The organism is Cryobacterium sp. TS_SC_7 (assembly GCF_056156285.1).
In genome coordinates, this window is the sequence record NZ_CM149589.1 from 3,256,772 (window position 1) to 3,271,605 (window position 14,834).

The window sequence follows — 14,834 nt, forward strand, 5'->3', positions numbered from 1 at the left end:
GAGGAGCATGAACGACGAGCGACGCACCATCGATCAGCGCGGCCTGTACTACGAGGAGTTCGACGAGGGCGCCCGCTACCGGCACAGCCCCGGCCGCACGGTCACCGAGGCCGACAACGTGCTCTTCAGCACCCTGACCATGAACTCGCAGGCGCTGCACCTCGACGCGGCGTGGGCGGCGACGCAGCCGTTCGGGCAGCGCCTGGTCAACTCGATGTTCACCCTGTCGACCCTTGTGGGCAGCTCGGTGGCGCAACTGACCCAGGGCACGATCGTGGCGAACCTCGGCTTCGGGCAGGTGACGTTTCCGCATCCGCTCTTCCACGGCGACACCCTCTACTCCGACACGATCGTCACCGCCCGCCGGCTGTCGGGGTCCCGGCCGGGCCAGGGTCTGGTCACGTTGCTGCACACCGGGCGGAACCAGCAGGGTGACGTGGTGGCCACGGCCCAGCGCACCGTGCTGGTCTGGTGCCGGGAGGCCATGCGATGAGCTTCGACCTCGGACCTGCCCTGCTGTTCTGCCCGGCCGACCGCGCCGACCGCTACCGTAAGGCGGCCGAGCGGGCGGACGCGGTGATCCTCGACCTGGAAGACGCGCTCCTGCCCGGCAACCGGGCCCGGGCGCGCGGCATGCTGGTCAGCCATCCGCTCGACCCCGAACGCACCATCGTGCGGGTCAACCCGGTCGGCACGCCCGACTTCGAGCTCGACCTCGCCGCCCTCGACGACACCCTGTACCGCTACGTGATGCTGCCGAAGGCCGTGAACGCCGCGCACCTCGCGTCCCTGGGCCGGTTCGAGGTGATCGCGCTCTGCGAGACCGCCGCGGGCGTGCTCGCCGCCCCGTCGATCGCGGCCGAACCCAACGTGATCGCACTGATGTGGGGGGCCGATGATCTGGTGGCGTCGCTCGGCGGCAGCTCGAGCCGGTTCCCCGACGGCAGCTACCGGGCCATCGCCCGCCACGCCCGGTCCGCGGTGCTGCTGGCGGCCGGTGCCCACGGCAAGGCGGCCGTGGACGGCGTGTTTCTGGCCATCCCCGACCTCGAGGGGCTCGATGCCGAGGTGACGGATGCCGTCGCGAGCGGGTTCCGCGCCACCGCCTGCATCCACCCCAGCCAGGTGCCCGTCATCCGGGCGGCCTTCCGGCCCGCGCCGGCCGAGGTTTCGGCGGCGTGGCAGATCCTGGAGGCGGCCGCGGGGGAGGAGGGTGTGTTCGCCTATCAGGGACGCATGATCGACGCGCCCCTGCTCCGCCATGCCGAGGCCGTGCTGCGGCGCGCGGAGGCGAGCCGTCCGGAACCCGGGGCTGCCCCCGGCCCGGCTCCGACCGACGCGGTCGACTACTAAGCGGCGTCGGCCGCGAGGGTCTTTTCGATCGCGCGCACGATCTCGTCGGATTCCGGTTCGACGGTCGACGCGAAACGGTCGACGATCTCGCCCTGCGGATTCACCAGGAACTTCTCGAAGTTCCATTTCACCAGGCCCGGCAGCAGTCCGCTCTTGAACTTGGTCAGCTGGGCGTACAGGGGGTGCTGGTGCTTGCCGCGCACGTCGGCCTTCACGGTCAGCGGGAAGGTGACGCCGTAGTTCATCTGGCAGAACGACTCGATGTCCGCCTCGGCGCCCGGCTCCTGGCCCATGAACTGGTTGCAGGGCAGACCGAGCACCACGAGGCCCTCGTCCTTGTACTTCGCGTACAGGGCTTCGAGGCCGGCGTACTGCGGGGTGAACCCGCATTTGGAGGCGACGTTCACGACCAGGACCGCCTTGCCGGCGAAGTGGTCGAAGGTCGTTTCCGTGCCGTCGATGAGGGTGAGCGGGGTCGAGGGGAGCACTGAGGCTGACATGGGGTTGAGAGTAGCGGAACCGGCTTCAAGAAGGCTGGGCAGCGGATGCGGCCCAGCGGCCGACCGGCCTGCGGTAGAATGGGGAGTCATGAGCATCATCCGTGCCCTCTCGACCACCGTGTCGACGACTCCACGGTCCTGACGCCATCGCCTTCGGACTCAGCCTCGACTCCGACCCGATCGGACACTCGTGTTCGCTGCGGGCGAGGAAGCCCGAAACCAAACTTTGCACGATCTGATCACCAGACATCCGTTCACCCGGACCAGACAACGGTCCACTACGCGAGACACGCCCGCGACGCGCGCGGTTTCACATTGAGAAATGAGTTTCTTTGACCAAGCACCCGCTCGACCTGTCCACACCGCCGAAACTGCCCAGCCGCGGCCTCCGCGTCACCCCGCTCGGCGGTCTCGGCGAAATCGGCCGCAACATGACCGTCTTCGAACACAAGGGCAAGCTCCTGATCGTGGACTGCGGCGTTCTCTTCCCGGAAGAGACCCAGCCCGGCATCAACGTGATCCTGCCCGACTTCTCTTCCATTCGCGACCGCCTCCAGGACATCGAGGCCATCGTGCTCACCCACGGCCACGAGGACCACATCGGCGGGGTTCCGTACCTGCTGCGCGAGCGCAAGGACATCCCGATCATCGGGACGGAACTGACCCTGGCCTTCATCAGCGCCAAGCTCGAAGAGCACCGCATCACGCCCCGCCTGATCGAGATCGAGGAAGGCCAGCGCCGCAAGGCCGGCCCGTTCGACCTGGAGTTCCTCGCCGTGAACCACTCGATCCCCGACGGGGTTGCCGTCGCGATTCGCACCGAGGCCGGCCTGGTCCTCGTCACCGGCGACTTCAAGATGGACCAGTTCCCCCTCGACAAGCGCCTCACCGACCTCCCCGGCTTCGCCCGGCTCGGCGAAGAGGGTGTCGACCTCTTCCTGACCGACTCCACCAACGCCGAGGTGCCCGGATTCACGGTGACCGAAGAGGACATCCGCCCGGCCATCGACGCCGTCTTCCGCACCGCGCCGCGCCGCATCATCGTCTCCAGCTTCGCGAGCCACGTGCACCGCATCCAGCAGGTCATCGACGCTGCCGCCCGCCACAACCGCAAGGTCGCCTTCGTCGGCCGGTCGATGGTGCGCAACATGGGCATCGCCGAGAAGCTCGGCTTCCTCCAGGTGCCCAAGGGCCTCCTGGTCGACGTCAAGGCCTTCGATCGCATGAAGGACGACAAGGTCGTGCTCATCTGCACCGGTTCGCAGGGTGAGCCGATGGCGGCGCTGGCCCGGATGGCCAACCGCGAGCACACCATCAAGATCGGCGAGGGTGACACCGTGCTGCTGGCCAGCTCGCTGATCCCCGGCAACGAGAACTCGATCTACCGGGTCATCAACGGCCTCACCCGCTGGGGTGCCAACGTCGTGCACAAGGGCAACGCCAAGGTGCACGTCTCCGGCCACGCGTCGGCCGGCGAGCTCGTCTACGTCTACAACATCGTCAAGCCCAAGAACGTCCTGCCGTACCACGGTGAATGGCGCCACCTCAAGTCGAACGCCGACCTCGCCATCCGCACGGGTGTCCCCGAGGAGCAGGTTCTCGTCGTCGAGGACGGCGTGGTCGTCGACCTCGTCGACGGCGTCGCGAAGGTCACCGGCCGAGTCGCTGCCGAGCTCGTGTTCGTGCACGGCATGACCGTGGGCGGCGGCGGCTCGGAAGAGGCTCTCGCCGACCGCGTGCAGCTCTCCAACGACGGTGCCGTCACCATCCTCGGCATCCTCGACACCCGCACCGGCCTGCTCACCGAGCCGGTCGAGTTCATCGCCCGCGGCTTCGTGCAGGACAACGAGTGGATCCAGGGTGCGACGAAGTCCATCGATGACGCCCTGCGCGCCGCGAACAAGGTCAAGATCGTCAACGGCGCAGAGCTCGAAGACATCTTCACCCAGAGCCTGACCCGCTGGATGCAGCGCAAGTACCGTCGCATCCCGGTGATCACCTCGGTCGTCGTCGACGCCTGATCGAATGCCGCCGGGCCGCCGGGCCATCCCGGCCCGGCGGCCCTCCCGCTTTCCCCGCAACCAGAAACGACTCGGCGCGCCCATGACCCAAGAATTGTCCGGTAGAAAGACCGCTCGTCGTTCCCGTCGTCGGTCACGGGTTCTGATCGCGCTCGGAATCGTCATCGCCCTGCTGGCGACGGCGGTCGTCGTCGTCGTCGTGAGTCTGCCGGACGATCTCACGATCGGCCGCCTGTCGCAGAAGAGCAACATCTACGCCACCGCCGGCGACGGCACGCCCACCCTGCTGGCCTCGTTCTACGACCAGAACCGGGTCGAAGTGAGCTCGGATGCGATCAGCCAGTACGTGAAGGATGCCGCGACCTCCGGCGAGGACCCCGGCTTCTACGACCACGGCGGCATCAACATCATGGGCACCCTCACCGGCGCCGCGACCACCCTGTTCACGGGGGAGGTGCGCGGCGGCTCCTCCATCACGCAGCAGTACGTGAAGAACGTGCTCGTGCAGGAGTGTGAGGCGCTCTCCGACGACGACGAACGGATGAGCTGTTACGACACGGCCACCGAGACCAGTCCCGATCGCAAACTCAAGGAGATGAGCCTCGCGGTCGGCCTGGAGAAGAAATACTCCAAAGACGACATTCTGCGCCAGTACCTGAACATCACCGGTTTCGGCGGGTCTGTTTACGGCATCGAAGCGGCCGCCAACTACTACTACAACACCACGGCGGCGGCCCTCACCCTGCCGCAGGCAGCGAGCCTCGTCGCCATCGTCAACAACCCGGTCAAGTTCCAGCTCGACGTGCCGGAGAACCCGGAGAACGGGGCCGCCAACGGGTACGCGGCCAACAAGGACCGCCGCGACTACATCCTCGACGAGATGCTGAGGCTGAAGAAGATCAGCGCGGCCGATCACGAGGCCGCGATCGCCGCGCCGATCGAGCCCACGATCACCGAACCGAGCACGGGCTGCCAGACCGCGGGCGGCAGCGCCTTCTTCTGCGACCTGGTCCTGCAGACGCTCCGCAACGACCCGGCGTTCGGCGCGGACGCCGACACCCGGCTGGCGAACTTCCGTCTCGGCGGTTACAACGTGTACACGACCCTTGACCTGGACCTGCAGACGGCGGCCCTGGACACCCTCGCCGAGAACGTTCCCACAACGTATGACGATTGGGACGTCGGCGGAGTCGTCACGAGTGTGGGCGTGGGCAGCGGGCGGGTGCTGGCCATGGCGCAGAACAAGGATTACAGCCAGGATCCGGCCGTGCAGGCCACCGGGGCGAACTACACCGGGATCAACTACAACACCGATCTGGGCCAGGGCGGCTCCAACGGGTTCCAGACCGGGTCGACCTACAAGGTCTTCACCCTCGCCGAATGGCTGAACCAGGGCAATTCCCTGGGCGACACGGCCAGTTCCTGGGAACGCTCGGACTGGGGCGAGTTCGAGGACAGCTGCAACGGACCCCAGGACTACGGCACCGACTTCGCGCCCAGCAACGACTCATCCTCCGACGATGACTCCTACTACTCCGCGCTGGAATCGACCATCGACTCGATCAACACGGGTTACATCGGCATGGCCAAGGAACTGGACCTGTGCAACATCCGGAAGACGGCCGAGGCCTTCGGGGTGCACCGGGCCGACGGTGCCGCGCTGGAGCAGGGCGCGTCCGCGGTTCTGGGCACCAACGAGATCGCGCCCCTGACGATGGCGGCCGCCTACGCGGGGATCGCCAACAACGGCGTCACCTGCTCGCCGATCGTGATCGACCGCATCACCGGCCCCGGCGGAGCCGAGCTCCCGGCCCCGCAGTCCACGTGCGCGCAGTCCGTCTCCTCGGAGGTTGCGGCGGCGATGACCTACGCGATGCAGCGCGTGATGACCCGCGGATCCGGGACTCCCTCCTACTACGACACCGAGCCGGAGGTGCCGATGATCGGCAAGACCGGCACCACCGACGAGAACAAGGACACCTGGATGGCCGGCGCCAGCACCAAGGTCGCCACCATCGCGGGGGTCGTGAACGTGTCCGGGGCCGGTGAGGACCAGCGGGAGACGTACTTCGAGAGTGGGCAGGCAGCCAAAGCCCGGCACCGGATGTGGCCCGACATGATGAGCGTCGCCAACGCCAAGTTCGGCGGCGACGAGTTCACCGAGCCGCCCCGCGACCTGGTCCGCTGACCGGCCACAGCCTCCCGGCCCCCCGCACGTCCGGCTACCCGCATATGTTGCCGAACCGGACAACTGTTGCCCGCACACCGGTAACAGTTGTCCGGATGGGCAACAGTTACCGGGCTCGGTACACCTAGTACGCGGCCGGAACCGCGTTGCTGCCCGTGGCCAGGTCTTCGAGCATCAGCTCGGGGTGGTCGCGCACGGTGTTCCGCAGTCGCCACGGGGTGCTGAACAGGGCGAGCAACGTGCCGTCCGAGCGCATCAGCACCTCGACCTGGCGGTCGTGCCCGAGGATCTCGGCGCTGGCCCGGTCGGTGCGGCGCGCCAGCTGGTAGGGCAGCGCCTCGGTGCGGATGGCCGCGCCGAAGTCGTGCGTCATCCGTTCCTCCACGACCTCGAACTGCATCGGTCCGACGGCGCCGAGCACCGGTGCCTGGTCGCCGCGCAGCTCCGAGCGCAGCACCTGGATGACACCCTCGTGGTCGAGCTGGTCGATCCCGCGCCGGAACTGCTTGTGCTTGCTGGAGTCCGCTGAACGCACCACCCGGAAATGCTCCGGGGCGAACATCGGCAGCGGCGGGTACTCGACCGCTTCGGTCTCGAAGATGGTGTCACCCACGCGGAGGGCGGAGGCGTTGACCAGTCCGACGATGTCGCCGGGCCAGGCCTCGTCGGCCACCTCGCGCTCGCGCCCGAACAGATGCTGGGCGTACTTGGTGGCGAACGGGCGGCCACTGGCCGCGTGGGTGACGATCATGCCCCGTTTGAACTGGCCCGAACAGACCCGCACGAAGGCGACATGGTCGCGGTGCGAGGCGTTCATCCCGGACTGCACCTTGAACACGAAGCCGGAGAAGGCGCTGTCCACGGGGCGGTGACCACCGGATGCGTCCTCCCGGGCCTCCGCGGCCGGCGCGAAGTCCACGAGGGTGTCCAGAATGTGCTGCACGCCGAAGTTGAGCACGGCGGCTGCGAAGAGCACCGGGGTGGTCTCGTTCGCGAGGAAACGGGCCTCGTCGTGGTCCTGGCTCTCCTCCGCCAGCAGTTCCGATTCCTCGGTGGCGGTGACCCAGGCGGCACCCTCTTCGGCGGCCGCGACGGCCGCGCTCAGGCGCTCGGGCTCCGCGGTCTTCGCCCCGCCGGCGGTGCGGTGGAAACGGATGAATTCGTGCGAGGCACGGTCGATCACACCGCGGAAGTCGCCGGCGATCCCGACGGGCCAGGTCAGGGGGGTGGGCAGGAGGCCGGTGCGCTCCCGGATCTCGTCCATCAGGTCCAGTGCCTCGGCGCCCGGACGGTCCCACTTGTTGATCACGGTGATCACGGGGAGGCCACGCTGCTTGCAGACTTCGAAGAGCTTCATGGTCTGCACTTCGAGACCCTTGCTGGCGTCCACGAGCATCACCGCGGCGTCGACGGCGGAAAGCACGCGGAAGGTGTCCTCGGAGAAGTCGGCGTGACCGGGGGTGTCCACCAGGTTGATCACGGCGTCGCGGTACTCGAACTGGATCGCCGCGCTGGTCACGGAGATCCCGCGAGCCTGCTCCATCGCCATCCAGTCGGACACGGTGCCACGCCGGCCGGCCTTGCCGTGCGTCGCACCGGCCGTGGTGATGGCGCGGGCGTGCAGCAGCAGTGCTTCGGTGAGCGTCGACTTGCCCGCGTCGGGGTGCGAGATCACGGCGAACGTGCGCCGCCGGAGGGCTTCGGTCAGTACCTCGGGCGTGGACACGCCGGCGAGCTGCGTCATGGATCCTTCTTTCGCGGATGATTCGGGCAGGCGCGGGGAAAAGCCTGGGCGACCGCTACACAAGAATCGTTTCGCCTCAATTGTAACTTCAGACGCTGGGAGCGCGGTTCGCGTCCGTCCGGTGGCGCAGCCCCTGCTCCAGCTTGTGCCGGAGGTCCTTCCTCACGGTCGGCCATTCCGATTGGATCACCGAGAACACGACGGTGTCCCGCAGTGCCCCGTCCGCGGACTTCGCGTGGTTCCGCAGCACACCGTCCTGTTTGGCGCCGAGGCCGGCGATCGCGGCCCGGGACTGCCGGTTCATCCAGTGGGTGCGGAATTCCACGGCGATGCAGTCCAACGATTCAAAGGCATGAGTGAGGAGCAGCAGCTTGCTTTCGGTGTTGATGCCCGTCCGGTGCACGCCGGCAGCGGTCCACGTGGAGCCGATCTCGACGCGGCGATTGACGGCATCCGCTGCCATGAACGTGGTCATGCCGCAGATCACGCCCGTGGCGGAGCGGCGCACCGTGAACGGAAGCATGCTCTGCTCGGTCTGCAGCCGAAGCCGGCGCTCGATCTCGGCGCGCATCTCCTCGGGCCGGGGAACCGAGGTGTACCAGAGGTTCCAGAGCTCGCCGTCGCGGCTGGCGGCCACCAGGTCGTCGTGGTGCAGAGCGGTCAGCGGCTCCAGGGTGACGAGGTTCCCCGTCAGGGTCAGAGGGCTCAGAAAGGGCATGGCGCAAGGCTATCAACGGGGTTTCGGGCGCCCACGCGCACGGTTTGGTAACGGTCCGGGCATGTCCTTTGCATCGTTCGGCACCGGGGATACTCTCGGCTCAGTCGGAGGGAGACAACGGATGCCGCGTCCGAGCATGCACGGCGCCCACCGCGCGACCACCCGCACCTCCACCCAGACCACCCAGCCGACCGAACAGGGCCCGTCCCCTCTGTCCCAGCCCATCCCCACGGCCCCGGCGGCGGGGCCCCTGCCGCTCCCGGACCCCACGCTTCCGCACCTGTCCGCCCCGCTCGCCCTCCGCCGCACCATCGCGGACACCGAACTCACGGTGCACCCGCTGGCCCTGGGCACGAGCGTGTTCGGGTGGACCGCCGACAATGCCACGAGCCACCGCATCCTGGACCGCCACCGCGACCTCGCCGGCAACTTCCTCGACACGGCGGACAGCTACACCTCGGGCCGCAGCGAGGTGATCATCGGTTCCTGGCTGCGCTCGCGCCGAACCCGTGACAGCACCGTGATCGCCACCAAGATCGGCAAGAACCTCGACAACCCCGGGCTCTCCTCCCGCAGCATCATCGGCGCCGTGCACGCGTCCCTGGACCGGCTCGGAACCGATTACATCGACCTGCTGCACTTCCACTTCGACGACCCGACCGTGCCACTGGAAGAGAGCCTCGGCGCCGTCGACGTGCTCATGCGCGGTGGGCTCGTGCGCTATCTCGCCGCGTCCAACTTCTCCGCCGAACGACTGATGGAGGCGCGGGTGCTCGCGGCCAACGGGCTGCCGCGCTTCGTGGCCCTGCAAACGCAGTACAGCCTCCTGCACCGCACCGCCTTCGAATCCTCCCTCGGCGTCGTCACCCGGGCTCAGGGCATGGGGGTGCTGCCGTACTTCGCACTCGCGCACGGCTTTCTGGCCGGCCGGTACCGGTCCAAAGCTGATCTGGAGAAGACCACCCGCAGCTCCCGCGGCGCCAAATACCTCAACCGCAACGGGCTGCGCGTGCTCAGCGTTCTGGACCGGATCGCGGAGGAACACGAGGCCGCTCCGGCCGCGATCGCGATCGCGTGGCTGCTGGCCCGCGGCCCGGTCGTGGCCCCGGTGGCCGGCGCCAGCCGCCCCGAGCACGTGGACGCCCTCGTCGCGGCCGCCGGCATCCGTCTGACCCGCGGCGACATGGTGGACCTCGACCGCGTGTCGGCCTGACGAAACGGCCCGCCGTGAACCGGCCCTGAACCGGCCGCGACCTGGCCCTGCGCCACCTGGCCTTCACCGGGCGGTGCCGTAAGGTGGGGGTGTCATGAACGGTGCTGTCGAATTTCCCCTGGATCTGCCCGAGCTCTCGTTCCGAGCGGCGGGTGACTCCCTTGTGCGCCGCAGCGTGCTGCCGAGCGGCGTGCGCATCGTGTCGGAACACGTCCCCGGCAGTCGCAGTCTGACCATCGGTTATTGGGTCGCCGTCGGGTCCCGCGATGAGGAGCCCGGCCACTTCGGCTCCACCCACTTTCTGGAACACCTTCTGTTCAAGGGCACCGCCAAGCGCACCGCCCTCGACATCGCGATCGCCTTCGACTCCGTCGGCGGCGAGCACAACGCGATGACCGCCAAGGAATACACCTGCTACTACGCCAAGGTGCAGGACCGGGACCTGCCGATGGCGGTCGAGGTACTCACCGACATGCTCACCTCGTCCCTGCTCGACCCGGACGAGTTCGAGAACGAGCGCGGCGTCATCCTCGAAGAGCTGGCGATGGCCGACGATGACCCGTCCGACGTGGCCAACGAACGGTTCTTCGAAGCGGTCATGGGCCACCACCCGCTTGGGCGTCCGATCGGCGGCAGTCCCGACACCATCCGGGCGGCCACCCACGCGGCCGTTCAGGAGCACTACCGAGCGAACTACCGCCCGCAGGACCTCGTCGTCACGGTTGCCGGCGCGGTCGACCACGACGTGCTCGTCGCGGCCGTCACCCGGTCGCTGGCGCTCTCCGGGTGGGACCTCAGCGTCTTGGCCCCGCCGGTCGGTCGCCGTTCCGGGGTGCCGGCCACGCTGGCCCAGGGTGCTCCGGTCAGCATCGTGCGCCGCCCGCTGGAGCAGGCGAACATCCTGATGGGCTTCCCCGGCCTGCTGGCCACCGACGACCGCCGGGTGACCATGAGTGTGCTCAATTCGGTCTTCGGCGGCGGAATGTCCTCGAGGCTGTTCCAGGAGGTGCGCGAGAAGCGCGGCCTGGCCTACTCGGTCTACTCCTTCGCTCCCGGCTACTCCGATGCGGGCCTGTTCGGCATGTATGCGGGTTGCACGCCCGCGAAGGCCGGCCAGGTGGCCGAGCTGATGCTCGGCGAGCTGCACCGCCTCGCCGAGCACGGGGTCACGCCCGACGAGATGAAGCGGGCTGCGGGGCAGCTGTCCGGCGCATCCGCCCTCGCTCTCGAAGACTCCGACACCCGGATGTCCCGGCTCGGCCGGTCCGAGATCACCCTGGGCGAGTTCATCGACCTCGACGAGGCACTCGGTCGGCTCGCGCTCGTCACCGCCGACGACGTGCAAAGCCTCGCCGCCGAACTGGCGGCCGGGCCGCTGTCCATTTCCGCGGTCGGCGCCCTCGACGACGACGTCTTCGATGCCATCCTGCCGGCCGCCGTCCCTTCCTGACCTTTCCACCGAGACGAGCCGGGCCGCACGATGGTGTGCCGAGCCCGAATGAGGGAGACAACGTTGCACCACTACATTTACCTCGTTCGCCACGGTGAGCAGCAGGATGCCGAACACGGTCTGCCCGACGGTCCGCTGTCCGCCCGCGGCACCCGGCAGGCGCAGCTGATCGCCGAGCGTCTCGGCGGTGTCCCGTTCACGGACGCCTGGCATTCCCCGCTGCAGCGCGCCGCCGAAACGGCGAAGATCATCGCTCAGCGCCTGCCCGCGCTGACCCCGGTGCCCAGCCCCCTGCTCTTCGACTGCATTCCGTCCGGCAAGGCACCGGAGACGCCGTCCGCGTACGCGCCGTTCTTCGGCGGAGTGACGGAGGCTGACATCGAGGCCGGCAGCGCACAGATGGGCGACGCCGTCGCCGAGTTCCTGCAGCCGCGCCGAGGCGAACGCCACGATCTGCTGATCACCCATAACTTCGTCATCGCCTGGTTCGTGCGCGAGGTGCTCGGCGCTCCCGACTGGCGTTGGATCAGCATCAATCAGGCCAACTGCGGCCTCACCGTGCTGCACCAGAAGCCGGGGCGCCCGTGGACCCTGCTCACCCACAACGACACCGGCCACCTTCCGGTCGAACTGCGCACCGGACTGCCTGATCCGCTCCTGTTCTAGCCGCGTTCCTCGGTGCGCCCCACCGCTCTCGGCACGGTTGCTAGCCCAGGCGCTTGCGGTACCAGTTCGTGGCGTTCGGGTTGTCGTTGTACGGCGCGCACGGCTCGTAGCCCGATTGCGCATAGAGCGCGCCGGCGGCGGTGAGGCTCGCGTTCGTGTCGAGCACCACCTCGCCGGCACCGAACGCCCGGGCGCGTCGCTCGAGCTCGCCGAGCAGGGCGCGGCCCCAGCCCCGCCCCCGCACCTGCGGCTGCAGCCAGAGGTGCTTGATCTCGAATCGAACGTCGCCGGTCGGGGAATCCTCCAGCCGACGGATGCCCCCACACCCCACGAAGGCGCGCTCGGCTGGACCCTTATGATCGCTGACCAAGAGAAAAACGCCGCGCGGCGGCAGGAAGTGTTCCGGCGTCGGGAAGGTGGTGCGGTACTCACCCTGGGCGGCGGGGAAGCTCGACTCCCGGTCGCTGAAGTACTGCGTGAGGAGCGCGATGGAACCGGCATCCGTCACCGACACGTCGCTGAAGGCCAGGGTGGGAGAGTCAGACATGGCCCAAGGCTAACTCGATGACCGGCCGCTGCAGAGTCCCGGCCGTGATTGGTAGATTGGACTCATGAAAACACGGGTGGCCATCGTCGGCGTTACGGGAACGATGGGTCGCCTGGTCTCGCGGCTGGTCGAGGAGTCCGGCGACTACGACCTCGTTGCCGGTTTGAACTCGCGGAGCGAGCTGTCCGAGATGCTCGGCGCGGAGGTCGTCATCGACCTGACCCTGCCCGGGGTCAGCCAGAGTGTGGTCGATTTCGCGGTCGATCACGGACTGCGGGTGCTGGTGGGCACCTCCGGCTGGTCGCAGGTCCGTATCGACGCCCTCGCAAGCCGTCTTGCCGGCCGGGACGACCTGGGCGTCGTCATCATCCCCAACTTCTCGATCGGGTCGGTCATCGCGACCGGCCTCGCGGTGCAGGTGGCCCGCTTCTTCGACTCCATCGAGATCGTCGAGGCGCACCAGGCCGGCAAGGTCGACTCCCCGTCGGGCACTGCCGTGCGCACCGCCGAACTGATCGGGCGGGCCAGGGCCGAGATCGGGCCGGTGTCGGCGCCGCACATCGACCAGCGCGCCCGCGGGCAGCAGGTGTCGAGCATCCCGGTGCACAGCCTGCGCCTCGACGGCCTGCTGGCACGCCAGGACGTGATCTTCGGCGGAGCGGGGGAGACCCTCACCATCAGCCACAACACCCTGTCGGCGGCGTCCTATGAGCGGGGCATCCTGCTCGCCCTGGCCGCCGCTCGCACCGCGGTCGGCGTCACGGTCGGGCTCGATCAGATCGTCGACCTCAGCCTGCGCACGTCCCAGACGAGTGAGGCTTCCAAATGAAGGGCCGCGTCGCCGCCGGCCTGATGGCGCTGCTCCTCGTCTTCTACCTGGTTCTCGTGGGGTGGCGGGCGGTGTTGTTCCTGCAGAGCGGGGAAGCCGCGGGCATCCTCATCGGTGTGGCGCTGCTCGTGCTGCCACTGATCGGAGTGTGGGCTCTGGTCGCCGAACTCCGATTCGGCCGGAACTCCGAGCGACTCGTGCGGCGGCTGGAGGCCGAGGGCGGACTCCCCGTGGAGGAGCTGCCGATCCGGCCCAGCGGACGCCCCCTGCGCGACGCGGCCGACGCCGAATTCCCGATGTACCGCGCGGCCGTCGACGCGCACCCCAACGACTGGCGGGCCTGGTTCCGGCTCGGCCTGGCCTACAACTCGGCGGGAGACCGGCGTCGGGCGCGCGGCGCCATCCGCACCGCCATCGCCCTCGAACGAGCCTGACCCCGGCGCCCGACCCTCGAACCGGTGGTTGAGCCTGTCGAAACCCGGCGCCCGACCCTCGAACCGGTGGTTGAGCCTGTCGAAACCCGGCGCCCGACCATCGAACCGGCTCGCCGGCATCCGGCCGTCGCCAACTTCGGAGTTTTTCGCGACACGCCGGCCCGGCGGCCGGTGAACGCGGCGTGCCGCGATTTTCTCCGAAGTTGAGTGATGACGGATGCCCTCGCCCGGCTCCGTGTGAGGTCGAAGCCACCCGAAGGCTCAGCGCTACGGGCGGCTGAGCATCCAGTGCACGGACTCGCCCGCGGTGCGGTGGGCGAAGACGAAGCCGTCTTTCTGCAGCCGGTCGGGGACGATCCTTTGGTCGGCGAGCAGGAGTGCCCGAGCGGCCTCCTGCAACGCCAGGGTGAGCACGAATTCCGGCACCGGAACCAGGAACGGACGGTGCAGCCCGGCGGAAACCGCCCGGATCACGTCGTTCGCCGTGGCCGGGGTCGGGCCGACCAGGTTGACCGGGCCCGACAGGGTCGAGGTGAGCAGGTGCACGATGGCTGCGGCCTCGTCGTGCAGGCTGATCCACGGCCAGTGCTGCGTTCCGCGGCCGAGCGGCCCGCCCAGGCCGAGCTTGACGATCGGCAGCAACGGTTTCAGGGCGCCGCCCCGGGCGATGACCAGCCCGGTGCGGACCGTGACGACCCGGGTTGCCTCGGGGGCGCGGTGGGCCTCCGCTTCCCACGCGAGTGTGACCTTCGCCAGGAAGTCGGTGCCGGCGGGGGAGTCCTCCGTGAGGACCTCGTTCGGGCGGTCGCCGTAGATGCCCACCGCCGACGCGTTGAGCAGCACGGCGGGGGGCGTCGCCCGGCGACGCATCGCATCCGTCAGCGTGCGCGTGGCCTGCACGCGCGAGTCGAGGATCTCCCGGCGGTAGGCCTTCGTCCAGGGCAGGCGGGCGATGGAGGCCCCGGACAGGTTGATCACGGCGTCGACGCCCTCGAGCGCGCTCTCGTCCAGGCTCAGCGCGGCCGGGTCCCAGCGGAATTCGTCGGACCCATGCGGAGCGCGGCGCACCAGTCGGGCCACGGTGTGGCCGGCGGCACCCAGCTGGGCGCACAGTTCCGTGCCGATCAGTCCGGACGCGCCGGAAACGAGAACTCGCATGAAGGGCGGGCCG

Annotated in this window: 14 protein-coding genes; 9 read left to right on the plus strand and 5 right to left on the minus strand. The window is 68.7% G+C overall.

The genetic code is table 11. The annotated features are described in order from the left end of the window. Window positions 1-7 precede the first annotated feature (7 nt). Both AC0J5J_RS14960 and AC0J5J_RS14965 read left to right on the plus strand, forming a co-directional pair. Window positions 8-493, plus strand: coding sequence for a MaoC family dehydratase (locus AC0J5J_RS14960; protein ID WP_134425645.1), 486 nt, complete (start codon window positions 8-10; stop codon window positions 491-493). After that, entirely contained in the window at window positions 490-1,353 is an 864-nt protein-coding gene (locus AC0J5J_RS14965; RefSeq protein WP_134425644.1) for an HpcH/HpaI aldolase/citrate lyase family protein, read from the plus strand. Before AC0J5J_RS14960 ends, AC0J5J_RS14965 begins: the two co-directional genes overlap by 4 nt. Here the strand turns inward: AC0J5J_RS14965 and AC0J5J_RS14970 are convergent. Further along, window positions 1,350-1,853 carry a glutathione peroxidase gene (locus tag AC0J5J_RS14970; RefSeq protein ID WP_134425643.1) on the minus strand — a complete coding sequence of 168 codons (504 nt, stop codon included), beginning with the start codon at window positions 1,851-1,853 and terminating at the stop codon, window positions 1,350-1,352. The two genes, AC0J5J_RS14965 and AC0J5J_RS14970, sit on opposite strands and share 4 nt — an antisense overlap. Before the next feature lie 332 nt (window positions 1,854-2,185). Between AC0J5J_RS14970 and AC0J5J_RS14975 the strand changes: the two genes are divergently transcribed. Together AC0J5J_RS14975 and AC0J5J_RS14980 are read left to right on the plus strand one after the other, a co-directional pair. Continuing rightward, complete coding sequence (locus AC0J5J_RS14975) at window positions 2,186-3,874, plus strand: ribonuclease J (protein WP_241972845.1); 1,689 nt, start codon at window positions 2,186-2,188, stop codon at window positions 3,872-3,874. Window positions 3,875-3,956: 82 nt separating this feature from the next. Further along, window positions 3,957-6,062: a transglycosylase domain-containing protein gene (locus AC0J5J_RS14980; protein WP_166785574.1), complete on the plus strand. Its 2,106-nt coding sequence runs from the start codon at window positions 3,957-3,959 to the stop codon at window positions 6,060-6,062. Window positions 6,063-6,186: 124 nt separating this feature from the next. Here the strand turns inward: AC0J5J_RS14980 and AC0J5J_RS14985 are convergent, their stop codons facing one another. Beyond that, window positions 6,187-7,806 (minus strand): peptide chain release factor 3, encoded by a 1,620-nt coding sequence (locus AC0J5J_RS14985; RefSeq protein ID WP_474898728.1) that lies wholly within the window; start codon window positions 7,804-7,806, stop codon window positions 6,187-6,189. Window positions 7,807-7,894: 88 nt separating this feature from the next. Next, window positions 7,895-8,524 (minus strand): GNAT family N-acetyltransferase, encoded by a 630-nt coding sequence (locus tag AC0J5J_RS14990; RefSeq protein ID WP_474898729.1) that lies wholly within the window; start codon window positions 8,522-8,524, stop codon window positions 7,895-7,897. Between the two features lie 121 nt (window positions 8,525-8,645). On the opposite strand from AC0J5J_RS14990, the gene AC0J5J_RS14995 reads away from it, so the two are divergent. The 3 genes from AC0J5J_RS14995 to AC0J5J_RS15005 all read left to right on the plus strand — a co-directional run bounded on the left by AC0J5J_RS14995 (window position 8,646) and on the right by AC0J5J_RS15005 (window position 11,853). Further along, complete coding sequence (locus AC0J5J_RS14995) at window positions 8,646-9,737, plus strand: aldo/keto reductase (protein ID WP_474898730.1); 1,092 nt, start codon at window positions 8,646-8,648, stop codon at window positions 9,735-9,737. 94 nt (window positions 9,738-9,831) lie between these two features. After that, the gene (locus AC0J5J_RS15000; RefSeq protein WP_474898731.1) at window positions 9,832-11,187 is read left to right on the plus strand and encodes a M16 family metallopeptidase; all 1,356 of its coding nucleotides are present in this window, start codon (window positions 9,832-9,834) and stop codon (window positions 11,185-11,187) included. A 63-nt stretch (window positions 11,188-11,250) separates the two neighbouring features. Continuing rightward, window positions 11,251-11,853, plus strand: coding sequence for a histidine phosphatase family protein (locus tag AC0J5J_RS15005; RefSeq protein WP_134425757.1), 603 nt, complete (start codon window positions 11,251-11,253; stop codon window positions 11,851-11,853). Window positions 11,854-11,893: 40 nt separating this feature from the next. Here the strand turns inward: AC0J5J_RS15005 and AC0J5J_RS15010 are convergent, their stop codons facing one another. Beyond that, the gene (locus AC0J5J_RS15010) at window positions 11,894-12,400 is read right to left on the minus strand and encodes a GNAT family N-acetyltransferase (RefSeq protein ID WP_474898732.1); all 507 of its coding nucleotides are present in this window, start codon (window positions 12,398-12,400) and stop codon (window positions 11,894-11,896) included. 64 nt (window positions 12,401-12,464) lie between these two features. On the opposite strand from AC0J5J_RS15010, the gene dapB reads away from it, so the two are divergent. Beyond that, entirely contained in the window at window positions 12,465-13,229 is a 765-nt protein-coding gene (gene dapB, locus AC0J5J_RS15015) for a 4-hydroxy-tetrahydrodipicolinate reductase (RefSeq protein WP_134425637.1), read from the plus strand. Further along, entirely contained in the window at window positions 13,226-13,663 is a 438-nt protein-coding gene (locus AC0J5J_RS15020; protein WP_474898734.1) for a hypothetical protein, read from the plus strand. Before dapB ends, AC0J5J_RS15020 begins: the two co-directional genes overlap by 4 nt. A gap of 267 nt (window positions 13,664-13,930) precedes the next feature. On the opposite strand, the gene AC0J5J_RS15025 is transcribed toward AC0J5J_RS15020, so the two are convergent. After that, window positions 13,931-14,821: a TIGR01777 family oxidoreductase gene (locus tag AC0J5J_RS15025; protein ID WP_474898736.1), complete on the minus strand. Its 891-nt coding sequence runs from the start codon at window positions 14,819-14,821 to the stop codon at window positions 13,931-13,933. Window positions 14,822-14,834: the final 13 nt, after the last annotated feature.